This window comes from Marinovum sp. E3, from assembly GCF_055755275.1.
The window spans coordinates 3,034,306-3,055,911 of sequence record NZ_CM146908.1 but is presented as its reverse complement, the minus strand read 5'-3'; the positions used below and the strand labels follow the sequence as shown (position 1 = coordinate 3,055,911).

Genomic DNA, 21,606 nt, shown 5'->3' with positions numbered 1-21,606 from the left:
GGGCCGAAAATCAGCCCCGACGGCCGGGCCGCAGCAAATCCCCGGCCCGGGGCACCTTGCCAGCCGCGCCACATCGCGGCATCACGGGGGCGGGTCATCGCGACATGAGGACAGCAATGAACTTCGATCTCGCCGGTGGGCCAACAATTGCACAGCGGGCCCGGGCCATCGCCGCGCACCGGCGCCCGGGTGCAATGCCGTGGCCCGGTGGCCGAGTCGGGACGGGCGATCGCGCCTTTGCGGTGACATGACGGTCGCGGCGCTGGTCATTGGCGCTGGCCCGGCCGGGCTGATGGCGGCCGAGGTGCTGGGGCAGGCGGGGCATGCGGTTCTGCTGGCCGAGGCCAAGCCCTCGCCGGCGCGCAAGTTTCTCATGGCGGGGAAATCCGGGCTGAACCTGACAAAATCCGAAGACTTCGACAGATTTCTCGCCGCCTTCGGGCCCCGCGCCGACGATTTGCGCCCGATGCTGGAGGCCCTTGGCCCGGACGAGGTGCGGCGCTGGGCCGAGGCGCTGGGCCAGCCGCTGTTCACCGGCCCGACCGGCCGGGTCTTTCCGCAGGCGATGAAGGCCTCGCCGCTGCTGCGCGCCTGGCTGGCCCGGCTCGACGGATATGGTGTCACCCGCCGCACCCGCTGGCGCTGGCAGGGCTGGGCGGACGGGGCGGCGGTCTTTGCCACCCCCGAGGGGGTGCAGCGTGTCACGGCCGGGGTCACCGTGCTGGCGCTGGGCGGGGCGAGCTGGGCGCGGCTCGGCTCGGATGGCGCCTGGGCCGAGGCCCTGCGTGCCGCGGGCGTGCCGCTGGCGCCGTTCCGGCCGGCCAACATGGGCGTTCGCGTCGAGTGGTCGGCACATATGGCAGCGCGGTTCGGCATGCCGGTCAAGGGCGTCGCCTGGCAGGCGGGCCCGGCCCGCAGCCGCGGCGAAGCGGTGATCTCGGACCGCGGGCTCGAGGGCGGCGGCATCTACGCGATCTCGGCCGCGGTCCGCGACGGCGCGCCCCTGAGCGTCGATCTCGCGCCGGACACGGATGCGGAGACATTGGCCCGCCGACTCGCCAAGCCGCGCGGCAAGATGACGGCGGCGAATTTCCGGCGCAAGCAGGCCCGGCTCGATCCGGTGCAACAGGCGCTGCTGATGGAATTCGGCCAGCCGCTGCCCGAGGATCCCGGCCAGCTTGCCCGGCGCATCAAGGACTTGCCGATCCGCCACGCCGGGCCACGGCCGATGGACGAGGCAATCTCCACCGCCGGCGGCATCGGCTTCGAGGCGCTGACCCCGGGGCTCGAGCTGATCGCGCGCCCCGGCACATTCGTTGCCGGTGAAATGCTCGACTGGGAGGCCCCGACCGGCGGCTATCTGCTGACCGCTTGTCTGGCCACCGGCGCCTGGGCCGGGCGGCAGGCCGCGGCTTGTCTTGGCGCCAGCCCTGTGTAATCCAGACCGGGTTTCCAGGGAGGTCACATGAACGCCGGTCTGATCCTGCTGACGCTGAGCTATGTGTTCAGCCAGTTCTTTCGCTCGTTCCTTGCCGTGCTGGCCGAGGTGCTCGAACGCGACATCGGCGCCCGCCCCGATGACCTCGCCACCGCCTCGGGCGTCTGGTTTCTGGTCTTTGCGCTGATGCAGATCCCGGTCGGCGCGGCGCTGGATCGGATCGGGCCGCGCCGCACCGCCGCGGTGCTCTTTGCCATCGGCGGCGCCGGCGGCGCGGCGGGGTTTGCCCTGGCGCAGAGCCCGGTGCATGTGACTCTGGCCATGGGGCTGATCGGGCTGGGCTGTTCGCCGGTGCTGATGGCCTCCTATTACATCTTCGCGCGCACCTGCCGGCCGGCGATCTTTGCCTCGCTGGCGGCCACGGTGCTGGGCATCGGCACTCTGGGCAACCTCGCCGGCACCCTGCCACTCACCCTGCTGGTCGAGGCCATCGGCTGGCGCGAGACGCTCTGGGCGCTGGCGGCGGCCTCGGCGGCGATCGCGCTTGGCCTGTTCTTCCTGGTGCGCGACCCGCCCGGCGCCGAAACCACCCTCCGCGGCTCCGTGCTCGACCTGCTGCGCCTGCCCGCGCTCTGGCTGGTCATTCCGATGATGTTCGTCAACTACGCCGCCTCGGGCGGGCTGCGGGCGCTCTGGATCGGGCCGTACCTGCGCGACGTGCACGGGCTGACGCCAGGCGCCATCGGCCTGGCGACGCTGGCGATGGGGGTGGCGATGATCGCCGGCACCTTTGCCTACGGGCCGCTCGACCGCTGGTTCGGCTCGCGCAAATGGGTGGTCCTGCCGGGCAATGCCCTGGTGGTGATGGGCTGCACCGCGCTCTGGCTCTGGCCGGCCCCGGGCGTGGTCACCGTTCTCGCGCTGTTCTGCATCGTGGGGTTCTTCGGCATGACCTTTCCGCTGATCCTCGCCCATGGCCGCAGCTATGCGCCGGATCACCTGATCGGGCGCGGCGTGACGCTGATGAACCTTTTCGGCATTGCCGGCGTCGGCATCTTTCAGGTCGTCACTGGTCGCGTGCAGGAGGGGGCCGCCGCCCAGGGCCCGATCGAGGCCAGCTATGCGCCGGTCTTCGCCATCTTTGCGCTCATCACCCTGGCCGGGATGATCCCCTATCTGTTCAGCCGCGACCGGCTCGACTGATCCCGCAGCTTCTTCTCTTGTGAAATACCGCCGGGGGGCGGCCGCAGGCCGGGGGGCAGAGCCCCCCTGCACCCGGCCCGCCAGGAGCGTCGCGGCGAATGCCCCTTTAACAACCGGCCGCAACCCTGTATCACGCGCCCCATTCATACCGAGACGAAGGAAAAGGAACCGATGGGTTATCGAATCGTCGTCGCAGGCGCCACCGGCAACGTGGGCCGCGAAATGCTCAACATCCTCGCCGAACGGGGCTTCCCCGTCGACGAGATCGCAGTGCTGGCCTCGCGCCGGTCGCTGGGCACCGAAGTGAGCTTTGGCGACAAGACGCTCAAGACCAAGGACATCGAGGGCTTCGACTTCGCGGGCTGGGACATGGCGCTGTTTGCCATCGGCTCCGATGCCACCAAGAAATACGCCCCGATCGCGGCCGCGGCCGGCTGCGTGGTGATCGACAATTCCTCGCTCTATCGCTACGATCCCGATGTGCCGCTGATCGTGCCCGAGGTGAACGCCGATGCGATCGAGGGCTATGCCAAGAAGAACATCATCGCCAACCCCAACTGCTCGACCGCGCAGATGGTGGTGGCGCTCAAGCCGCTGCACGACCGCGCCCGCATCAAGCGCGTCGTGGTCTCGACCTATCAGTCGGTCTCCGGCTCGGGCAAGGACGGCATCGACGAGCTCTGGGATCAGACCAAGGCGGTCTACAACCCGACCGACGAATACGAACGCAAGGTCTACCCCAAGCAGATCGCCTTCAACGTCATTCCGCATATCGATGTCTTCCTCGAGGACGGCTCGACCAAGGAAGAATGGAAGATGGTCGCCGAGACCAAGAAGATCGTCGACCCGTCGATCAAGGTCACCGCGACCTGCGTGCGGGTGCCGGTCTTTGTCGGCCACTCCGAAGCGCTGAATGTCGAATTCGAGGATTTCCTCGACGAGGACGAGGCGCGCGACATCCTGCGCGAGGCGCCGGGCGTCATGGTGATCGACAAACGCGAGGATGGCGGCTATGTCACGCCGGTCGAATGTGTCGGCGATTTCGCCACCTTCATCAGCCGCATCCGCCAGGACAGCACGATCGAAAACGGCCTGAACCTGTGGTGCGTCTCGGACAACCTGCGCAAGGGCGCGGCGCTCAACGCAGTGCAGATCGCCGAGACCATGGGCAACCGGGTGCTGAAAAAAGGCTGATCTCCGTCAAGAGGTTACGAGACAAGGGCCGCCCCCGGGGCGGCCCTTTTTCTTTGCCGTGGGGCATGGGGCAGGGGCCCTGAAGACCGCAGGCAAACGTCCACCTTCTTCACGCGATATTCACGTCTGAGAAACATTGTGTTGCAGTATAGACGCTCCGCACAATATATGAAAACACCTGCCCCGGTGTTGCCACAATCCGCGAGCACGCTAGATGCGTAGGAGGTTATGAGCATGGCACATCACATTGAAATCCTCGCCGAGCCCGGTCTGGCACAGACCCGCTGGCGGGGTCCGGAAAGCAGCAATCGGCTGGATTGCGAAACCGGTGTTCTACTTCGGGCAATGCTGGCCCCGGTGTTCCAACAGGCAACAAGCTGGGGCAACCTGAGCCGCAAACTGGCGCGCAAGGGCTTCGGCCTAGGCTTCCACCAAGGACGGCTTGTCCTGACCGACATGGACAGCGGCGAGCGGATCTGCTCGTGCAAATATCTCGGTCATCCGCTTCGGGCGCTGAGCCTGCGGCTGGGCCGGGCCAAGGTGCTCGCCTCGCACGATGGCCGCGGCCGCGGTGTCCTTCTGGCCTGACCCGGTTTGCGGCCGGTGGCAAAACCGGCCCGACGTCAGGCCCGATCCAGTAGCCTTGCCGGGGTTTGACGCCCGGCGCAGGCCGAGGTCAGCCCACCGCGCGGAACTGGTCCGATGCCGGATCGTATTCCTCGAGCGCCCCTTCGCCGATGCCGGTCCACAGGCCGTGCAGCGACAGGGCACCGCTCTTGACCCGCTCTTCGACGAAGGGAAAGGTCATCAGGTTTTCCAGCGAGATCACCACCGAGCGCTTTTCCAGCGCGCGCGCCTGGGCTTCGCCCTCGGGCGCATCCTTGATCGCGTCGTAACCGGGCCGCAGGATGTCCATCCAGCGTCCGACAAAGGAATTGGGCTTTTCCAGCTCCGGCGCCTTGCCGTTGCACATGTCGATGCAGCCCTGCACCCCGCCACATTGCGAATGCCCCAGCACGATCAGATGCGCCACCTTGAGCGCGGTAACCGCGTATTCCACGGCCGCCGAGGTGCCGTGGTGGTCGCCGTCGGGCGCATAGGGCGGCACCAGATTGGCGATATTGCGGTGAATGAAGAATTCCCCGGTGTCGGCGCCAAAGATCGAGGTCACGTGAACCCGGCTGTCACAGCAGGAAATCACCATCGCGCGGGGCCGCTGCCCCTCGGTGGCAAGTCGGCGATACCACGCGGCGTTTTCGGCGTAATCGGTGGCTTTCCATCCCTGATAACGCTGGACCAGGTACTTCGGCAGGCTCTTGGCGTGTTCCATTGGCGGTCTCCCGTCTTCTTTCCGCGCAGCGGTGATACGCCCGAATTGCCGAGAATTCGAGCGAAATAATCTGTCGTCCGCAAGGTTTCCAAAACTCTTTGCCGTCATTCTGGGCCAGGCCGTGGGGGCGTGAATGAAGGTGGGAACCGTGGAACGGATAGGAATGCTCGCATATGACGAAGGCGTCAGGCTCGACCAGGAGCGGATCGAAGACCTCTATCGCCGCATGGGCGACGCCGGCGCCGAGGATGTGGTGTGCCGCGCGCTCGAGGAAATTGCGGTGCGCATGTCTTACGCCAACAAGCTGCACAAGCGCGGCGATCTGGCCGAGATGCGCAAATGCCTGCGCTCGCTGTCGCGGATCGCCGATCAAATCGGGATGGTCGCGCTCTCTTCGGTGGCGCGCGATGTCTGTGCCTGCATCGATCAGAACGATGCGGTGGCCATGGCGGCCACGCTGTCGCGGCTGGCGCGCACCGGCGACCGATCGCTGACGGCTATCTGGGATTTGCAGGAATTCATGATGTAGCCCCCCGCGCTGGCGGCGGGACGCGAGACAATCGCACCTCTGCCCTTGCAGGTGCGCCCGGGCAGGCTAGGCTGCGGCAAAATCCATTCCGCCGGAGTAACCGTCATGCCGCAGGACCATCCCCTGACATTCGCCGATGCCGATCAGGCATCGATCCCGCTTGCCCTGCTCACCGCCGAGGCCTTTGACGGCTGGCGCCTGGCCCAGGAGCCGGGCGCGCGTGGCTGGGCCGAAGCCAATGGCTTTGTGGCCGGGCCGGGGCAGGTGCTGCTGTTTCCTGGTGAGGACGGCGCGCCCGAGGCCGCGCTGGGCGGTGTCGGATCGGCCAAGGACCGGGCCCGCGGTCGCTTTGCCCTTGCCGCTGTGGCGCAGAGCCTGCCAGCGGGCACCTATCACATCGAAAGCGGGTTGCCACAGGATCCAGGTGATATCGAGGCCGAGCTTCTTGGTTGGCTTCTCGCCGGCTACAGCTTTGACACCTATAAGGAAAAACCCGGGAAACAGGTCCGCCTCGTGGCCCCCGAAGGGGTCGATACCGCCCGGATCGAGGCGATTGCGGCCGGCGAGGCGCTGACCCGCGACCTGATCAACACCCCCGCCAACGACATGACGCCCGACGGGTTGCAGGCCGCCGCCGCAGCGCTGGCGCATGACTACGGCGCGCAATGCAGCGTGATCGGCGGCACCGAGCTTCTGGCCGAGAACTTTCCGCTGATCCACGCCGTCGGCCGCGCCTCGGATTGCGCCCCGCGGCTGATCGACATGCGCTGGGGCCAGTCCGGCCCCAAGGTGACGCTGGTGGGCAAGGGCGTGTGTTTCGACACCGGCGGGCTCAATCTCAAGCCCGGCAGCTCGATGGGGCTGATGAAAAAGGACATGGGCGGGGCCGCCACGGTGCTGGGGCTGGCGCAGATGATCATGGCGCTGGATCTGCCGGTGCAGCTGCGCGTGCTGATTCCGGCGGTGGAAAACTCGGTCTCGGCCGGCGCCTTCCGCCCCGGCGACATCCTGACCTCGCGCAAGGGGCTGACGGTCGAGATCAACAACACCGATGCCGAGGGCCGTCTGGTGCTGGCCGATGCGCTGGCACTGGCCTGCGAAGAGGAGAGCGACCTGGTGATCTCGATGGCCACGCTCACCGGCGCCGCCCGGGTGGCGGTGGGCCCCGATCTGGCGCCTTTCTACGCCGATGACGCCACCGCCGCCGCACTCGAGGCCGGCGGCAGGCGGGCGCAGGATCCGCTTTGGCGCTTGCCCTTCTGGGAGCCCTACGAGACCATGATCGAACCCGGCATCGCCGATCTCGACAATGCGCCCAAGGGCGGGTTCGCGGGCTCGATCACCGCCGCGCTCTTCCTTCGCCGTTTCGTGAACGAGGATACCCGCTACGCGCATTTCGACATCTACGGCTGGCAACCCGAGGCCCGGCCCGGCCGGCCCAAGGGCGGCGTCGGCATGGGCGCGCGCGCCATCCTCGCCGCGCTGCCCGACCTGATGGGGCTGGAGCCGGCGGAATGACCGCCGACCCCCGGGTGCTCAAATCCAACGGTCGTGTGGCGCATGTCTCGCTCGAAGGGCAGGTGGCGGCGGCGCGGTTCACCGAAGGGGAGCTTTGGCAGGTGGTGACCGCCACCGCCGTAATCAGCGATGCCGACGGAGCCAGGCGCGAACGCGAGCTTTTGCTCGGACAGGGCTTTCGCGTGCTCGAGGTGAGCGATGGCATGGCTTTCGGCTATTGCGAGCACAACGGTTACGTCGGCCATGTCGAGACCGACGCCCTGTCACGTGACATGCCGGCACCGACCCACCGGGTCGCTACGCGGATGAGCTATTGCAAGTCCGACCCGGATCTCAAGGCGCGCAACGAAGTTGCGGTTCTGCCGCATGGCGCCCGGGTCGCCACCCGCGATCAGAGCGGCGATTGGACCGAAATCGCCATCTGCGCCGGCGCAGACAAGGCAACGGCCTGGGTCTGGGCCCCCTCCGCGCATCTGGCGCCGCTGGCGCAGCGCTGCGCCGATCCGGTCGCGGTGGCCCGGCTCTACCTCGGAACGCCTTATCTCTGGGGCGGCAATTCGGCCTTCGGGATCGATTGTTCCGGGCTCGTCGAGGCCGGGTGCCTGGCCTGCGGCATCCCCTGTCCCGGCGATTCCGACCTGCAAGAGGCGGCGCTGGGCGCTACCCTGGCCGCGGATGCCGCGCTGCGCCGCGGCGATCTCCTGTTCTGGAAAGGTCACGTCGGCTGGGTTGCCGGCGCAGACCTTTTGCTCCACGCCAACGCCCATCACATGGCGGTGGCGGAAGAGCCGCTGGCTGCGGCCATTGCGCGAATCGCGGCCCAGGGCGGAGGCCCGGTCACCCGCCGCGCACGACTGGAAAGGCACTGACATGACACAGGATTTCTTTACCCCCGTCTCGGGCATGGAACTGCCGCGCTTTGCCGGCGTGCCGAGTTTCATGCGCTTGCCGGTGGTTCCCCCCGGCCATGCCCGGTTCGACGAGGTCGACATCGGCCTGATCGGCGTCCCCTGGGACAGCGGCACCACCAACCGCCCCGGGCCGCGCCACGGCCCGCGCCAGTTGCGCGACGCCTCGACGATGATCCGCGCCGAAAACGCCGCGACCCGGGTGCGCCCCTTCGAGGCGGCCAATTGCGCCGATCTGGGCGATGTCGGCATCAACCCGGCCGATATCGACGATTCGATGGATCGGATCACGGCGTTTTATCAAAGGCTTGCCCCCGCCGGCATCCGGCCGGTCACGGCCGGCGGCGATCACCTGACCTCGCTGCCGGTGCTGCGCGCCCTGGCCGAGGACGGGCCGCTGGGTATGGTGCATTTCGACGCCCATACCGATCTCTTCCACAGCTATTTCGGCGGCACGATGTACACCCATGGCACGCCCTTCCGCCGCGCCATCGAGGAAGAGCTGCTCGATCCGGCGCGGGTGGTCCAGATCGGCATCCGCGGCACCGCCTATGACTTCGAGGACCGCGATTTCGCCAAGGCGGTCGGCGTTCGGGTCATCCCGATCGAAGAATTTTTTGCCCGCGGCGTCACCGATGTGATGGCCGAGGCCTGCGAGATCGTCGGCGAGGCTCCGGTCTATGTCAGCTACGACATCGATTTCGTCGACCCGGCCTTCGCGCCGGGCACCGGCACGCCGGAAATCGGCGGCCCGAATTCCTTTCAGGCGCAACAGGTGGTGCGGGGCCTTGCCGGGCTCGATATCGCGGGGGCCGATCTGGTCGAGGTCTCACCGCCGTTCGACACCAGCGGCGCCACCGCCTGGCTCGGCGTGTCGCTGATGTTCGAACTTCTCTGCGTGATGACCGGCTAGGCCCGTCCGGCCGTGGCCGAACGCCCCGGCCCCTCAGAGGTTCCTGAAAGCGGGGGTCAAAGACGCTTGTCCTGGGCCCGCAGCTGGCGGGCGCGGGTCAGGATGGCATCTTCGATGGCGCGGGCGGTCTCGGCGGAGACCGGTCCGGCGCGGGTCTGAAGCGCGAGGTTGAGCGAGCGGGCGTCCAGCGCCGGATCGGTGACATAGATCGTCGCACGATAGGCGCGGCCACCGCCCGGGGGCGTGCCATAGCCGGTGGTGATCACCCCGGTGAAGGGATCGACCGACTCGACCGGCAGGAAATCCAGCACCTCGAGCGCGGCATTCCAGATATATTTGTTGACCTTGCCGATCCGCGAACGGTCCTGCGGCCCGCGGAAGAAATCCCACAGCGTCGAGCGCGGCGCGCCCCGGTTGCCGTAGATTTCCTCCTCCAGCACCTCGTCGGTGCTGCGTCCCGGAGCGAACTGCGCGCCACAGGCCGTCAGCGCAAGCATGGCGGCCGCCAGAAGAATCGCGGCTTTTCTGGAAGTGGCGGTCATCAAGCGCTCCTGGCCGATAGGTTTCGGTGACGTCAGGCCCCTCAATACAAGCCGGGGCCAGAGACGACAAGATCCTCATTCGCAATCCCAATCCGCGGTTTTTCGGGTGACAGAAGGGTGCGCCGACGGGGGTATTCGCCGGGGCCTGATTTCTTGTGACAAAAGCGCATCACTCATGGCCTTGTTGCCGCCACAGTTTCGGCACGCGCTTGCATCGGGAGGGTCGGAAGGTGCATGAGAGGCTCATCAAGACCGGGCGACCGGTTTGGTACGTGCACAAGACACATGAGGGAAACAATGAAAAACATTCTGTTTGCAACCACCGCACTGGTCGCAACCGCAGGCTTCGCTTCGGCAGAAGTCACCGGCTCCGGCGCTGGCACCATTGACATCACCGGCCTGGCCGAGATGGGCATCATGGGCGGCGAAAACATCAACTTCGCTGGTCCGCTCGCCACTGGCACCACCGACCAGGAAGCTCAGTTCTTCACCGACATCGACGTCACCTTCTCCATGTCCGGCACCGCCGACAACGGCCTGACCTTCGGTGCGGCTGTCGACCTCGACGAAGGCGGCGCAGTGTCGAACGCGACCCAGAACAACGCAGACGACGGTGGCGTTGCCATGTTCGTTTCCGCTGGCGGCGCAACCCTGACCATGGGTGACACCAACGGTGCATTCGACCAGGCGCTGAAAGAAACCAACTTCGCAGGCGGTTCCATCGGCGACAACGAAGAGCACGTTGCATTCGGCGGCTTCGGCAACAACGGCCTCGACGGCTTCTACGACGGTCAGATCGCGCGTTTCGACTATGCTTTCAGCAACGTCACCGCATCGCTGTCGGCTGAAATCGACGACGCTGGCAACGACGACCCGGTCTGGGGTGTCGGTGTCCGTTACTCCGGCGAGTTCTCGGGCGTTGCCCTGGGCGTCGGCGTTGGCTACCAGTCGGTCAACGACGTGAACACCATCAGATTCGGCGGTCTGCCGGTTGCCAACGACGCTTCGGCTTCGGTTGTGGGTGTGTCGGTTGACGCGGGCTTCGCCAACGGCGTGACCACCGGCTTCTCCTTCACCCAGCTCGAAATCGACGGTGACGAAGCAACCCACGGCGCTCTGGGCCTCGGCTACGAGATGAACGCTCTGGCAGTTGGCGTGAACTTCGGCCAGTACATGATCGACGGCGACGAGTACACCTCGGGCTTCGGCATCGCGGCGACCTACGACCTCGGCGGCGGCCTCTCGGCCAAAGCAGGTTACGGCAACTCGACCGTTCACGACCAGTTCACCACCACCGGTGACGACGAGAACGGCAACAGCTGGTCCGTCGGTCTGGCAATGTCGTTCTAAGAACGGCGCCAGCCACAGTTAGGGAAGAGCGGGTCGCAAGACCCGCTCTTTTCTTTTTTGAAGCCCTGGTTTTCCGGTGGCGCTTTTCCTCTGGCCCGTGCGAAGGATAGCAGCGGGACAAGACTGACGAGGCGCGCCATGGGACTGAACGAGATCACCGAACGGATGCACAAGGCCGAAGCCGCCGCCGGGCGCGAGACCGGGACCACCCGGCTGATTGCGGTGTCCAAGAAGCAGCCCGACGACCGCGTTGCCGCCGTTCTCGATCAGGGGCATCGGATCTTTGGCGAAAACCGGGTACAGGAGGCCGCCGGCAAATGGCCCGGCTTCCGCGAGCGCTATGACGGCATCGAACTGCACATCATCGGTCCGCTTCAGACCAACAAGGCGCGCCAGGCCATGGAACTGGCGCAGGCAATCCATTCCCTCGACCGTCCCAAGTTGGCCCAGACGCTGGCGCGGCTGGCCCAGGAGCTGGGGCAATGTCCCGAGCTCTTTGTTCAGGTCAACACCGGCGAAGAGCCGCAGAAGGCCGGCGTCCTGCCGGCCGAGATCGACGGCTTTGTCAGCGAGTGTCGGGCGCTCGATCTTCCGGTGCGCGGGTTGATGTGCATTCCGCCGGTCGACGAGGCCGCCAGCCTGCACTTTGCCCTGCTGGCCAAGTTTGCCGCGCGCAACGGGCTGGACGGCCTGTCGATGGGCATGTCAGGCGATTTCGAAGAGGCCATCGCGCTGGGAGCCACCCACGTCCGCGTCGGATCGGCCATCTTCGGCGCGCGGCCGGCCCCGGCCTGAGGCCAAATTCTATACGAACGTATAGGCCTCCTATCCGACAAGACATATGGCCATCCGGGTGAACCCTGCCTTTAGTGCGCTCACCATGCGACACATGGAGCATGGGGGTTCCTACCGCACTGCGATCCCGGAGAGACACGGGGGCGGTCAGGACCTGGACGGTCGTTCTGAACTCTGTTGGGTTCATCACTCACGGAACGATCCGTCGGCGGGCGGCTGGGGGAGCGGTCGCCCGCCTATAGGGCGCGTCTGTGCCATCGCCCGAAATTTCGCCCCTTTCCGGTATTTTGTCGGCCTGTTCACGGTATCGTGTTCTGGCGGGCTGTGCGACCCTTCCCGTTTGTCAGCCACCCTGCTGCGCGGTAACTGTGGTATCTGCGTAGTTCACACCGTGCCTCAGACGCTTGTGCTTTACGCTATCGCGGCTTACGGAAGCAAAAACGGTACCAATTGGCTCATTTTTGTGATCCGATGGCGTGGCAGGGAGTAAAAAAGCAATATGACGCAAGACGCCGCAGATTTTCCGCCAGTCGATTTGCCGCCCACCGATCAATCCTTGCCAATCGCTCTCTTGCGCGCCCGAGAGAGGTTGATGATCCCGATCCGCGAGGCCCTGCAAGTCACCGGCCTCACGGAACAGCAGTGGCGGCTCTTGCGGGTGCTTGAGGAATTCGGCCCTCAGGACGCCACCAAGCTGGCCGAGCGCGCCAGCCTTCTGATGCCCAGCCAGACCCGGATTGTGCAGAACCTGTCCGAAAAGGGCTATGTCACCCGCCGCACCAATCCCGAAGACCGCCGCAGGCAGGTGGTGTCGATCACCGCCGCGGGTCATCAGGTGCTGGTCAAGAACGCCCCCAAGGCGCGAGAAATCTCCGACGAGGTGGCGGCCGCCCTCGGCGAAGAGAAGGTCAAGATGCTGGTTTCGATCCTGGACGACATCATTCACATGTGATGCTTCGGTCCTGCGGCGCGACCCGAGGATTGGTCTTGCATCGCTGGCCGCGCTGCCGCAGAACGGCAGACATTCTGGCTGGAGGTTTTCATGAAGATCGCAATGCTCGGCACCGGTTACGTGGGGCTCGTCTCCGGCGTCTGTTTCTCGGATTTTGGCCATGAGGTGGTCTGTGTGGACAAGGATCCGCGCAAGATCGAAATGCTCAAGGCCGGCAAGGTTCCGATTTTCGAGCCCGGTCTCGACCGGCTGATGGCCACCAATGTCGAGGCAGGCCGGCTGACCTTCACCCTCGATCTGGCCGAGGCGCTGGACGGCGCGGATGCGGTGTTCATCGCCGTCGGCACGCCGACCCGGCGCGGCGATGGCCATGCCGATCTGACCTATGTGATGGCCGCGGCGCGAGAGATCGCCGGGACCGCCAAGGATTACATCGTGGTGGTCACCAAATCGACGGTCCCGGTCGGCACCAACCGCAAGGTGGCGCAGGAGCTGGCGGCGGCCAATCCCGATCTTCAATTCGACGTCGCCTCGAACCCCGAGTTCCTGCGCGAAGGCGCGGCGATCGACGATTTCATGAAGCCCGACCGCGTGGTCGTCGGCGTCCAGACCGAGCGCGCGGCGCAGGTCATGGCCGAGATCTACCGGCCGCTCTTCCTGCGCGATTTTCCGATCGTCACCACCGATCTCGAGTCGGCCGAGATGATCAAATACGCCGCCAATGCCTTTCTCGCCACCAAGATCACCTTCATCAACGAAATCGCCGCGCTTTGCGAAAAGGTCGGCGCCGACGTCAAGCAGGTGTCCAAGGGCATGGGCCTCGACGGCCGCATCGGCAACAAGTTCCTGCATGCCGGCCCCGGCTATGGCGGGTCCTGCTTTCCCAAGGATACCAAGGCGCTGGCCCGGATCGGCCAGGAACACGCCAGCCCGATGCAGATCACCGAGGCGGTCATCCAGATCAACGAGGAGGTCAAGCGCCGCATGGTCGAGAAGTTGCGCGACCTCTGCGACGGCAGCTTCAACGGCAAGACCGTCGCCGTGCTCGGCGTGACCTTCAAGCCCAATACCGACGACATGCGCGACGCGCCGTCGCTGACCATCGTGCCGGCGCTGGTGGGCGGTGGCGCCAGGGTGCGGGTCACCGATCCGCAGGGCCGCCACGAAGGCGAGGCGCTCTTGCCCGGCGTCGAATGGTGCGCCGATGCCTATGAGGCCGCGGACAAGGCCGATGTGGTGGTGATCCTGACCGAGTGGAACGAGTTCCGCGCGCTGGATCTCGAGCGGATCGCCGGCGGCATGGTGACGCCGCGCATGGCCGATCTGCGCAATATCTACTCCGAGGCGGTTGCGCTTGGCGCGGGCTTTGCCGAATACACCTCGATCGGGCGCGGCCGGGAAGCCAGCGCGCAGGCGGGCTGAGCCATGCCCAAGGCGCTGGTCACCGGCTCGGCCGGCTTCATCGGCTTTCATCTGTGCCAGCGGCTACTCGCCGATGGCTACGAGGTCATCGGCCTCGACGCGATGACCGATTACTACGACGTCACGCTGAAGCAGCGCCGGCAGGCGATGCTGTTGCAGGCCCCGGGGTTTCGCGCCGTCACCGACCGGATCGAGCGCGACGGGGTGCTGCAAGAGCTGATCGCGGCGGAGCGGCCGGATGTGATCGTGCATCTCGCCGCCCAGGCCGGGGTGCGTTATTCCATCGACAACCCGCAGAGCTATGTCGAGGCCAACCTGATCGGCACCTTCAAGCTGCTGGAAGCGGTGCGCGCTACGCCCTGCGCGCATCTTTTGATGGCCTCGACTTCTTCGGTCTATGGCGCCAATACCGAGATGCCTTATGCCGAGGGGCACAAGGCCGATACCCAGATGTCGTTTTACGCCGCCACCAAGAAGGCGAACGAGGCGATGGGCCATTCTTATGCCCATCTCTACGACCTGCCGATCACCATGTTCCGCTTCTTCACCGTCTACGGGCCCTGGGGGCGGCCGGACATGGCGCTGTTCAAGTTCACCAAGGCGATCCTGAACGGCGAGGCGATCGACGTCTACAACCACGGCGACATGCGCCGTGATTTCACCTATATCGACGATCTGGTCCAAGGTATCCGCCTGCTGATCGATGCGGTGCCGGAACGGCCCGGGGATGGCGTCGTGGCCGATGGCGACAGCCTGTCGCCGGTGGCGCCGTTCCGGGTGGTGAACATCGGCAATTCCGAGCCGGTGCAGCTTCTGGCTTTCATCGAGGCGATCGAAGCGGCCATCGGGCAGAAGGCCAGGCGCAACTACATGGAGATGCAGCCCGGCGACGTGCCCGCCACCTGGGCCGACGCCTCGCTGTTGCAGACCCTGACCGGGCACCGCCCGCAGACCGACGTGACAGCCGGCGTCGCGGCTTTTGTGGACTGGTATCGGGACTACTACGGGGTGTGACCCGTTCGCCCCCGCGCCCCGGGCCCGACCCGGGGCCCCTTGGTTCCGGGCGCGCGGTCCCGGAGCGGGGTCCGGGACGGGTGGTTTGCGGCAAGGACGCTGCGCAGACGGTCACGCGGCGCGGTGAGGCGGCTACGGTTTTCCAGCAAACAGGGGAGCATCTTCGCGCCCCGGGCCCGACCCGGGGCCCCTTGGTTCCGGGCGCGCGGTCCCGGAGCGGGGTCCGGGACGGGTGGTTTGCGGCAAGGACGCTGCGCAGACGGTCACGCGGCGCGGTGAGGCGGCTACGGTTTTCCAGCAAACAGGGGAGCATCTTCGCGCCCCGGGCCTGACCCGGGGCCTCTTGGTTCCGGGCGCGCGGTCCCGGAGCGGGGTCCGGGACGCGAGGGTTTCGGGGCGCGCCGCCCGGGGCTTGCACGGGCGACGCGCGTCTTGGCTCAGGCCGCCGCTTCGAGGTCGAAGCGGTCGGCGTTCATTACCTTGGTCCAGGCCGCGACGAAGTCACGCGCGAATTTCTCGGCGTGGTCGTCCTGGGCATACAGTTCGCAATAGGCCCGCAGGATCGAGTTTGACCCGAAGACCAGATCGAGCCGGGTGGCGGTCCATTTCTCTTCGCCGGTCTTGCGGTCGATGATCGCATAGGAGCCGTCGTCCTTCTTCTCCCAGCGGTTCGACATGTCGGTCAGGTTGACAAAGAAGTCCTGAACCAGCGCGCCTTCGCGGTCGGTGAACACCCCGTGCTTGCTGCCGCCGTGGTTGGTGCCCAGCATCCGCATGCCGCCGACCAGTACGGTCATCTCCGGCGCGGTCAGGCCGAGAAGCTGGCTGCGGTCGACCAGAAGCTCCTCGGGCGGCACCCCGAGATCCTCCTTCAGCCAGTTGCGATAGCCATCGGCGAAGGGCTCCAGCGGATTGAAGCTCTCGGCGTCGGTCATCGCTTCGCTGGCATCGCCCCGGCCCGGGGCGAAGGGCACGTCGACGGTCAGGCCGGCGGCGGCGATGGCCTTTTCGATCCCGACATTGCCGCCCAGAACGATGGCGTCCGCGAGCGAGGCCCCGGCGTCCTTGGCCAGCGGCGCGAGGGTGTCCAGCACCCGGGCCAGACGCTCCGGCTCGTTGCCTTGCCAGTCCTTCTGCGGCGCAAAGCGGATGCGCGCGCCATTGGCGCCGCCGCGCAGGTCCGAGCCGCGGTAGGTGCGCGCGGCGTCCCAAGCGGTCGAGACCAGCTCGGAGACCGACAATCCGCTGTCGGCGATGCTGGCTTTCAGCGCCGCGACGTCATAATCGGTCGCGCCGGCGGGGATCGGGTCCTGCCAGATCAGGTCTTCCTGCGGCACATCGGGCCCGATGTAGCGCACCTTGGGGCCCATGTCGCGGTGGGTCAGCTTGAACCAGGCGCGGGCGAAGGTGTCCTTGAAATACTCGGGATCGGCCATGAACTTCTGGCAGATCTCGTTGTAGATCGGGTCAACCTTCATTGCCATGTCGGCATCCGTCATCATCGGTATGGTGCGCTTGGACGGGTCCGAGGCATCGACCGGCATGTCCTCTTCGCGGATGTCCACCGGCTTCCACTGCTTCGCCCCGGCGGGAGATTCGGTCAGCTCCCACTCGTAGCCGAAGAGCATGTCGAAATAGCCCATGTCGAATTTGGTGGGATCGGCGGTCCAGGCCCCCTCGATCCCCGAAGAGATGGCGTTCGACGCCTTGCCGCCCTGGTTCTGGTTGACCCAGCCAAAGCCCTGCGCCTCGACGCCGGCCGCTTCCGGGTCCGGTCCGAGGGTCGAGGCGTCGCCCGCGCCATGTGCCTTGCCGATCGAGTGGCCGCCGGCGGTCAGCGCCGCGGTTTCCTCGTCGTTCATCGCCATGCGGGCAAAGGTTTCCCGCACGTGCAGCGCGCTGCGCGCCGGATCGGGGTTGCCGTTGACGCCCTCGGGATTGACGTAGATCAGCCCCATCTGCACCGCCGCCAGCGGGCCGGTCATGGTGCCCGGATCTTCGATATCGCCGTAGCGTTCGTCCGACGGCGCCAGCCATTCCTTTTCCTCGCCCCAGAAAACATCGTTCTCGGGGTGCCAGATGTCCTCGCGGCCGAAGGCAAAGCCAAAGGTCTTCAGGCCCATGGATTCATAAGCCATGTTGCCGGCGAGGATCATCAGGTCGGCCCAGGAGATCCTGTTGCCGTATTTCTTCTTGATCGGCCAGAGCAGGCGGCGTGCCTTGTCGAGGCTGACGTTGTCGGGCCAGGAATTGAGCGGCGCAAAACGCTGGTTACCAGTGTTGCCACCGCCGCGACCGTCAGAGAGGCGATAGGAACCGGCCGAGTGCCAGGCCATCCGCACCATCAGCCCGCCATAGTGGCCCCAGTCCGCCGGCCACCAGTCCTGGCTGTCGGTCAGGAGCGCTTCGACGTCCTTTTTCAAGGCGTCGACATCGAGCTTTTTCAGCTCTTCGCGATAGTCGAAATCCTTGGGCATCGGATTCACCTTGGCATCGTGCTGATGCAGGATGTCGAGGTTGAGCGCGTTCGGCCACCAGTCGCGCGAGCGGCGCCCGGCCGGGCTGCTGCCATGCATCACCGGGCATTTGCCCATATCGTTACCGTCCATGTCCTTGTCTCCCATGATTGGCTGTCGTGACTTGCTTGTCAGGCACCCAACCGGTTTTCGCCACGCGGCGAATCCGGCTGGTCTGACGCGAGGCTAACAAAGGATTTCGATACAAGAAAATTGTATTTACGGATCGTTGTGATAAATAAATCTTATGATCAATCTGACCCTGAGACAATTGCGCTATTTCGAGGCGCTGGCACGGCACGGCCATTTCGGCCAGGCGGCGGCAGCCTGTTCGGTGTCACAGCCGGCCTTGTCGGTGCAGATCAAGGACATGGAGGAAACTCTCGGGGCGCCGCTCTTCGAGCGCGGCACCCGGCAGGCGCGGCTGACCGGCTTCGGCGAGGCGCTGGCGCCTAGGGTGCGCGAGATCCTTGGCGCGGTGGACGAGCTGGGCGAGATGGCGCGGGCGACGCGCGGGCGGCTGATCGGGCGGCTCAGGATCGGGGTGATCCCCACCGTCGCGCCCTATCTGCTGCCCCGGGTGATCGCCGCGCTGACCCGGGGGTATCCCGGCATCGACCTGCACATCCGCGAGACCCTGACCGAGACGCTGATCGACGAGCTGACCGGCGGCCGGATCGATTGCGCCATCGTTGCCCTGCCGATCTCGGAAAGCGGGTTGACCGAGGTGGCGCTGTTCGATGAGGATTTCATGCTGGTGCGGCCCCGGGCGGATGCGGACAAGCCTGTGCCAGACCGCGAAAAACTGCGCGAGATGCGGCTCTTGCTGCTGGAAGAGGGGCATTGCTTCCGCGATCAGGCGCTCAGCTTCTGCAACATCCGCTCGGCGCTGTCGCGCGATGGGCTGGACGGCTCGTCGCTGACCACGCTGGTGCAGATGGTGGGCGCCGGCATCGGCGTGACGCTGATCCCCGAGATGGCGGTCGCGGTCGAGACCCGATCGGCCGATGTCGCGGTCTCGGCTTTCACCGAGGTCCGGCCCTCGCGCACCATCGGCATGATCTGGCGCAAGACCTCGCCGCTGGCGGCACAGCTCGCCGAACTGGCCACGGTGGTGCGCGCGGCGGGCACAGGGGCCGCCCGAGAGACCCGACCCGGGTCTGCCCCGGGTCCTCGTGGCCCCGGGGGCGCGGGCTGAAACGGCATTCAACGCGGCGCAAGCCCCCGGCGCGCTGGGCGGGAGGGGGCGAGGCATGGCGGGAAGGTTCGGGGCTGGAGCCGGTTTGCGGCGCCGGCGGAGGGCGAGATCCCGGCACCTTGACCCCGGCCCCTGCGGCGGTAGGTTCTGGGGCACATCACCGGCCAAAAGGAACCCTGAATGACCCAGCGTCTGCACCTTGTCTTTGGCGGCGAGCTTGTCGATCCCTCGGGAACCACCTTCAAGAACGTCGACGACATCCATGTCGTGGGAATTTTCCCCGATTACCAGACCGCCTACAATGCCTGGAAGGCCGAGGCCCAGCGCACGGTGGACAATGCCCACATGCGCTATTTCATTTCGCATCTGCACCGGATGCTGGACGAAGAGGCCGAAGGCTCGCCGACCGAAGAGGTTGAAAACTGACAGATCAGCCGCGCCCCCTGACCGTTCAGGCCCATATGGCCTGGGCCCGCCGCCGCGAGCGGCAGGACAGGATCTATCCGCCCCGGCCGCCGGGGCTTCTGGTCTGGGTCCATGCCACACGTGGCGAGCGCATCTCGGCCATCATGCAGCTGGCCGCGCGGTTGATCTCGCAGCGGTCGAATGCCTACGTGCTGGTCACCCTGGCCCCCGGCGTGACCGGGCCGAAACGGTTGAAGAAACAGATCATCATGGTGCCGGCCCCCGGCCTGCACCCCGAGGACATGCGCGAGTTTCTGGCGCATTGGCGGCCCGAGCTCTGCCTGTGGACCTGTGGCGATCTGGTGACCTCGCATGTGGTGACGGTGGCCGAGGCCGGGTTGGCGCTGTACCTGGTGGATGCACGCGAGGACGGGTTCGACACCCGTCCGGTGCCGCTGCTGCCGGACCCGGCGCCGGTGCTGCTGGAATATTTCACCGCGGTCATGGCCTCGGACGCCAATGCCGCGCGGCGGCTGCGCAAGCTCGGCATGGCCGAGGAAGACCTGACCATCACCGGACCGCTGCAAGAGGGCAGCGCCGCGATCGGCTGCAATCAGACCGACCTGGCCGATATGCGTACCGCCATCGGCACACGGCCGGTCTGGCTGGCGGCGATGGTGCAGCCAGAAGAACTGACCACGGTACTGCGCGCCCATCGTGCGGTCTCGTCCTGGGCGCATCGGCTGCTGTTGATCATCGTGCCGGACAAGCCCGAGATGGGCGATGACATGGCAAGGCGGATGGAACGCGGCGGCATGAGTTTCACCCGCTGGTCCGATAGCGAGTTTCCCGACGAGACAACCGAGGTGCATCTCGCCGACACCTACGGCGAGATGGGCCTGTGGTATCGGCTGTCGCCGATCTCCTTCATGGCCTCGTCGCTGGTGGCCGGGCATGGCGGCTGCGATCCGTTCGAGCCGGCGGCGCTGGGCTCGGCGATCCTCTACGGCCCCAACATCGGCCGGCATCTGCACGCCTATTCGCGCCTGGCCGAGGCCGGCGCGGCGCGAATCGTGCGCGACACCGACACGCTGACCACGGCGCTCAAGCAGCTGGTGGCCCCCGACCGGGCGGCGGCGATGTCGCTGGCCGCCTGGGAGATCGTGTCGGAGGGCGCTCAGGTGTCGGACCGGATCATGGATCTGATCCAGGACGCGCTCGACCTGGCCGAGGTGACCTGATGCGCGCGCCCGGCTTCTGGTTTACCCCGCCGGACCGGCTGGCTCTGGCGGCGCGCGCGCTGGCGCCGCTCGGCGCGCTGACCGCGCGGGCGACGGCGCGGCGGGTGGCGCGGGCGCCCGATCTGCGCGCCGAGGTGCCGGTGATCTGCGTCGGCAACCTCAATGCCGGCGGCACCGGAAAGACGCCGACGACGATGGACCTGCTGATGCGGCTGAGGGCGCGGGGGCGCCGGCCGGTCGTTCTGTCGCGCGGCCACGGCGGCGCGCTGGAAGGGCCGGTCGTGGTCGATCCCAAGCGCCACGGCGCGGCGGATGTCGGCGATGAGCCGCTGTTGCTTGCGGCCTTTGCGCCGGTGGTGGTGGCGCGCGACCGGGCGGCGGGCGCCCGGCTGGCGGTGGCGGACGGCGCCGATGTTCTGGTGATGGACGACGGGTTCCAGAACCCGGGGCTGGCCAAGGACCTGTCTCTGGTGGTGGTGGATGCGGCCAAGGGCTTCGGCAACGGGCGGTGCCTGCCGGCGGGGCCGCTGCGCGAGCCGGTGGCGGCGGGGCTGGCGCGCGCCGATCTGCTGCTGTCGATTGGCGGGGCGGCGGCGCAGGCCGAGTTTCGCGCCACCTGGGGCGGGGCGATCAGCGTGCCGCATGTGACCGGCCGGCTGGAGCCCTTGCAGACCGGCATGGACTGGCAGGGGCTGCCGGTTCTGGCCTTTGCCGGGATCGGCCATCCGGAAAAGTTCTTTGCCACGCTGCGGGCGCTTGGCGCCGATCTGCGGCGCGGCGAGGCGCTGGAGGATCACCAGCCGCTGACCGCGGCCTTGATGGCGCGGCTCGAGGCGGAGGCGGCGGCGCAGGGGGCGCAGCTGGTCTGCACCGAGAAGGATGCGGTGCGCTTGCCGGCGGAGTTCCGGCAGAAGGTGCTGACCGTGCCGGTGCGTTTGGCGATTGCCGAGGATGCGGCTTTGGAGGCGGCGCTGGACCGGGCGCTGTAGCCCGACCCGCCCCGTCGCGCCAAAGGTGCACCGGCGATGATCGGCGCGCCACCCGGCCGATCGGCAACCGCGCGACTTGCGCTCCGGGGCGCGCAGCTCCTGTTTGACCCTTCTGCCATCAAGCCCTTGATGGACACGCCCCGCCGCCC

General features: G+C 66.8%; 20 protein-coding genes. 17 read left to right on the top strand and 3 right to left on the bottom strand.

The window, feature by feature from the left end; translation table 11 throughout:
• Window positions 1-247: 247 nt before the first annotated feature.
• The 4 genes from AC0J5K_RS14980 to AC0J5K_RS14965 all read left to right on the top strand — a co-directional run bounded on the left by AC0J5K_RS14980 (window position 248) and on the right by AC0J5K_RS14965 (window position 4,423).
• On the top strand, window positions 248-1,438 hold the full coding sequence (locus tag AC0J5K_RS14980) for a TIGR03862 family flavoprotein (protein WP_274564288.1): 1,191 nt from the start codon (window positions 248-250) through the stop codon (window positions 1,436-1,438).
• Between the two features lie 27 nt (window positions 1,439-1,465).
• Complete coding sequence (locus AC0J5K_RS14975; RefSeq protein WP_274564290.1) at window positions 1,466-2,641, top strand: MFS transporter; 1,176 nt, start codon at window positions 1,466-1,468, stop codon at window positions 2,639-2,641.
• Between the two features lie 171 nt (window positions 2,642-2,812).
• The gene (locus AC0J5K_RS14970; RefSeq protein ID WP_274564291.1) at window positions 2,813-3,835 is read left to right on the top strand and encodes an aspartate-semialdehyde dehydrogenase; all 1,023 of its coding nucleotides are present in this window, start codon (window positions 2,813-2,815) and stop codon (window positions 3,833-3,835) included.
• Window positions 3,836-4,069: 234 nt separating this feature from the next.
• Window positions 4,070-4,423: a hypothetical protein gene (locus tag AC0J5K_RS14965; RefSeq protein WP_048533142.1), complete on the top strand. Its 354-nt coding sequence runs from the start codon at window positions 4,070-4,072 to the stop codon at window positions 4,421-4,423.
• Between the two features lie 88 nt (window positions 4,424-4,511).
• On the opposite strand, the gene AC0J5K_RS14960 is transcribed toward AC0J5K_RS14965, so the two are convergent.
• Window positions 4,512-5,165, bottom strand: a complete 654-nt coding sequence (locus tag AC0J5K_RS14960) for a carbonic anhydrase (protein ID WP_274564294.1) — start codon at window positions 5,163-5,165, stop codon at window positions 4,512-4,514.
• 133 nt (window positions 5,166-5,298) lie between these two features.
• Here AC0J5K_RS14960 and AC0J5K_RS14955 point away from each other — a divergent pair, with 133 nt between their 5' ends.
• From AC0J5K_RS14955 to speB, 4 genes are all read left to right on the top strand, one after another.
• Window positions 5,299-5,694, top strand: coding sequence for a hypothetical protein (locus AC0J5K_RS14955; RefSeq protein ID WP_048533140.1), 396 nt, complete (start codon window positions 5,299-5,301; stop codon window positions 5,692-5,694).
• A gap of 105 nt (window positions 5,695-5,799) precedes the next feature.
• Complete coding sequence (locus AC0J5K_RS14950; RefSeq protein ID WP_274564298.1) at window positions 5,800-7,212, top strand: leucyl aminopeptidase family protein; 1,413 nt, start codon at window positions 5,800-5,802, stop codon at window positions 7,210-7,212.
• Entirely contained in the window at window positions 7,209-8,081 is an 873-nt protein-coding gene (locus tag AC0J5K_RS14945; RefSeq protein ID WP_274564299.1) for a C40 family peptidase, read from the top strand. Before AC0J5K_RS14950 ends, AC0J5K_RS14945 begins: the two co-directional genes overlap by 4 nt.
• A 1-nt stretch (window position 8,082) precedes the next feature.
• Complete coding sequence (speB, locus tag AC0J5K_RS14940) at window positions 8,083-9,033, top strand: agmatinase (protein WP_274564300.1); 951 nt, start codon at window positions 8,083-8,085, stop codon at window positions 9,031-9,033.
• A 56-nt stretch (window positions 9,034-9,089) separates the two neighbouring features.
• On the opposite strand, the gene AC0J5K_RS14935 is transcribed toward speB, so the two are convergent.
• Window positions 9,090-9,575, bottom strand: coding sequence for a DUF3576 domain-containing protein (locus AC0J5K_RS14935; RefSeq protein WP_048533136.1), 486 nt, complete (start codon window positions 9,573-9,575; stop codon window positions 9,090-9,092).
• A 297-nt stretch (window positions 9,576-9,872) separates the two neighbouring features.
• Here AC0J5K_RS14935 and AC0J5K_RS14930 point away from each other — a divergent pair, with 297 nt between their 5' ends.
• The 5 genes from AC0J5K_RS14930 to AC0J5K_RS14910 all read left to right on the top strand — a co-directional run bounded on the left by AC0J5K_RS14930 (window position 9,873) and on the right by AC0J5K_RS14910 (window position 15,108).
• Window positions 9,873-10,925, top strand: a complete 1,053-nt coding sequence (locus tag AC0J5K_RS14930) for a porin (protein WP_473009716.1) — start codon at window positions 9,873-9,875, stop codon at window positions 10,923-10,925.
• Between the two features lie 138 nt (window positions 10,926-11,063).
• Window positions 11,064-11,720, top strand: coding sequence for a YggS family pyridoxal phosphate-dependent enzyme (locus AC0J5K_RS14925; protein WP_274564303.1), 657 nt, complete (start codon window positions 11,064-11,066; stop codon window positions 11,718-11,720).
• A 592-nt stretch (window positions 11,721-12,312) separates the two neighbouring features.
• Window positions 12,313-12,672 (top strand): MarR family transcriptional regulator, encoded by a 360-nt coding sequence (locus AC0J5K_RS14920; RefSeq protein ID WP_244526454.1) that lies wholly within the window; start codon window positions 12,313-12,315, stop codon window positions 12,670-12,672.
• Window positions 12,673-12,762: 90 nt separating this feature from the next.
• Complete coding sequence (locus tag AC0J5K_RS14915; RefSeq protein WP_074835865.1) at window positions 12,763-14,094, top strand: UDP-glucose dehydrogenase family protein; 1,332 nt, start codon at window positions 12,763-12,765, stop codon at window positions 14,092-14,094.
• Window positions 14,095-14,097: 3 nt separating this feature from the next.
• The gene (locus AC0J5K_RS14910) at window positions 14,098-15,108 is read left to right on the top strand and encodes an NAD-dependent epimerase/dehydratase family protein (RefSeq protein ID WP_074835863.1); all 1,011 of its coding nucleotides are present in this window, start codon (window positions 14,098-14,100) and stop codon (window positions 15,106-15,108) included.
• 437 nt (window positions 15,109-15,545) lie between these two features.
• Here AC0J5K_RS14910 and katG read toward each other — a convergent pair whose 3' ends face one another.
• The gene (gene katG / locus AC0J5K_RS14905) at window positions 15,546-17,717 is read right to left on the bottom strand and encodes a catalase/peroxidase HPI (RefSeq protein WP_274566216.1); all 2,172 of its coding nucleotides are present in this window, start codon (window positions 17,715-17,717) and stop codon (window positions 15,546-15,548) included.
• A gap of 154 nt (window positions 17,718-17,871) precedes the next feature.
• Here katG and AC0J5K_RS14900 point away from each other — a divergent pair, with 154 nt between their 5' ends.
• The 4 genes from AC0J5K_RS14900 (at window position 17,872) to lpxK (ending at window position 21,457) form a co-directional block, all read left to right on the top strand.
• The gene (locus AC0J5K_RS14900) at window positions 17,872-18,822 is read left to right on the top strand and encodes a hydrogen peroxide-inducible genes activator (protein WP_048533122.1); all 951 of its coding nucleotides are present in this window, start codon (window positions 17,872-17,874) and stop codon (window positions 18,820-18,822) included.
• A gap of 180 nt (window positions 18,823-19,002) precedes the next feature.
• Window positions 19,003-19,248, top strand: a complete 246-nt coding sequence (locus AC0J5K_RS14895) for a DUF4170 domain-containing protein (protein ID WP_048533120.1) — start codon at window positions 19,003-19,005, stop codon at window positions 19,246-19,248.
• Between the two features lie 35 nt (window positions 19,249-19,283).
• Window positions 19,284-20,468, top strand: a complete 1,185-nt coding sequence (locus AC0J5K_RS14890; RefSeq protein WP_274566217.1) for a 3-deoxy-D-manno-octulosonic acid transferase — start codon at window positions 19,284-19,286, stop codon at window positions 20,466-20,468.
• Complete coding sequence (gene lpxK, locus AC0J5K_RS14885) at window positions 20,468-21,457, top strand: tetraacyldisaccharide 4'-kinase (RefSeq protein ID WP_074835857.1); 990 nt, start codon at window positions 20,468-20,470, stop codon at window positions 21,455-21,457. Before AC0J5K_RS14890 ends, lpxK begins: the two co-directional genes overlap by 1 nt.
• Window positions 21,458-21,606 lie beyond the last annotated feature (149 nt).

What these genes read in the sequence shown, in the direction of transcription:
- AC0J5K_RS14980 (WP_274564288.1), top strand. Translation starts at nt 248, where the DNA reads ATGACGGTCGCGGCGCTGGTCATTGGCGCTGGCCCGGCCGGGCTGATG.
- AC0J5K_RS14975 (WP_274564290.1), top strand. Translation starts at nt 1,466, where the DNA reads ATGAACGCCGGTCTGATCCTGCTGACGCTGAGCTATGTGTTCAGCCAG.
- AC0J5K_RS14970 (WP_274564291.1), top strand. Translation starts at nt 2,813, where the DNA reads ATGGGTTATCGAATCGTCGTCGCAGGCGCCACCGGCAACGTGGGCCGC.
- AC0J5K_RS14965 (WP_048533142.1), top strand. Translation starts at nt 4,070, where the DNA reads ATGGCACATCACATTGAAATCCTCGCCGAGCCCGGTCTGGCACAGACC.
- AC0J5K_RS14960 (WP_274564294.1), bottom strand. Translation starts at nt 5,165, where the DNA reads ATGGAACACGCCAAGAGCCTGCCGAAGTACCTGGTCCAGCGTTATCAG.
- AC0J5K_RS14955 (WP_048533140.1), top strand. Translation starts at nt 5,299, where the DNA reads ATGAAGGTGGGAACCGTGGAACGGATAGGAATGCTCGCATATGACGAA.
- AC0J5K_RS14950 (WP_274564298.1), top strand. Translation starts at nt 5,800, where the DNA reads ATGCCGCAGGACCATCCCCTGACATTCGCCGATGCCGATCAGGCATCG.
- AC0J5K_RS14945 (WP_274564299.1), top strand. Translation starts at nt 7,209, where the DNA reads ATGACCGCCGACCCCCGGGTGCTCAAATCCAACGGTCGTGTGGCGCAT.
- speB (WP_274564300.1), top strand. Translation starts at nt 8,083, where the DNA reads ATGACACAGGATTTCTTTACCCCCGTCTCGGGCATGGAACTGCCGCGC.
- AC0J5K_RS14935 (WP_048533136.1), bottom strand. Translation starts at nt 9,575, where the DNA reads ATGACCGCCACTTCCAGAAAAGCCGCGATTCTTCTGGCGGCCGCCATG.
- AC0J5K_RS14930 (WP_473009716.1), top strand. Translation starts at nt 9,873, where the DNA reads ATGAAAAACATTCTGTTTGCAACCACCGCACTGGTCGCAACCGCAGGC.
- AC0J5K_RS14925 (WP_274564303.1), top strand. Translation starts at nt 11,064, where the DNA reads ATGGGACTGAACGAGATCACCGAACGGATGCACAAGGCCGAAGCCGCC.
- AC0J5K_RS14920 (WP_244526454.1), top strand. Translation starts at nt 12,313, where the DNA reads ATGATCCCGATCCGCGAGGCCCTGCAAGTCACCGGCCTCACGGAACAG.
- AC0J5K_RS14915 (WP_074835865.1), top strand. Translation starts at nt 12,763, where the DNA reads ATGAAGATCGCAATGCTCGGCACCGGTTACGTGGGGCTCGTCTCCGGC.
- AC0J5K_RS14910 (WP_074835863.1), top strand. Translation starts at nt 14,098, where the DNA reads ATGCCCAAGGCGCTGGTCACCGGCTCGGCCGGCTTCATCGGCTTTCAT.
- katG (WP_274566216.1), bottom strand. Translation starts at nt 17,717, where the DNA reads ATGGACGGTAACGATATGGGCAAATGCCCGGTGATGCATGGCAGCAGC.
- AC0J5K_RS14900 (WP_048533122.1), top strand. Translation starts at nt 17,872, where the DNA reads ATGATCAATCTGACCCTGAGACAATTGCGCTATTTCGAGGCGCTGGCA.
- AC0J5K_RS14895 (WP_048533120.1), top strand. Translation starts at nt 19,003, where the DNA reads ATGACCCAGCGTCTGCACCTTGTCTTTGGCGGCGAGCTTGTCGATCCC.
- AC0J5K_RS14890 (WP_274566217.1), top strand. Translation starts at nt 19,284, where the DNA reads ATGGCCTGGGCCCGCCGCCGCGAGCGGCAGGACAGGATCTATCCGCCC.
- lpxK (WP_074835857.1), top strand. Translation starts at nt 20,468, where the DNA reads ATGCGCGCGCCCGGCTTCTGGTTTACCCCGCCGGACCGGCTGGCTCTG.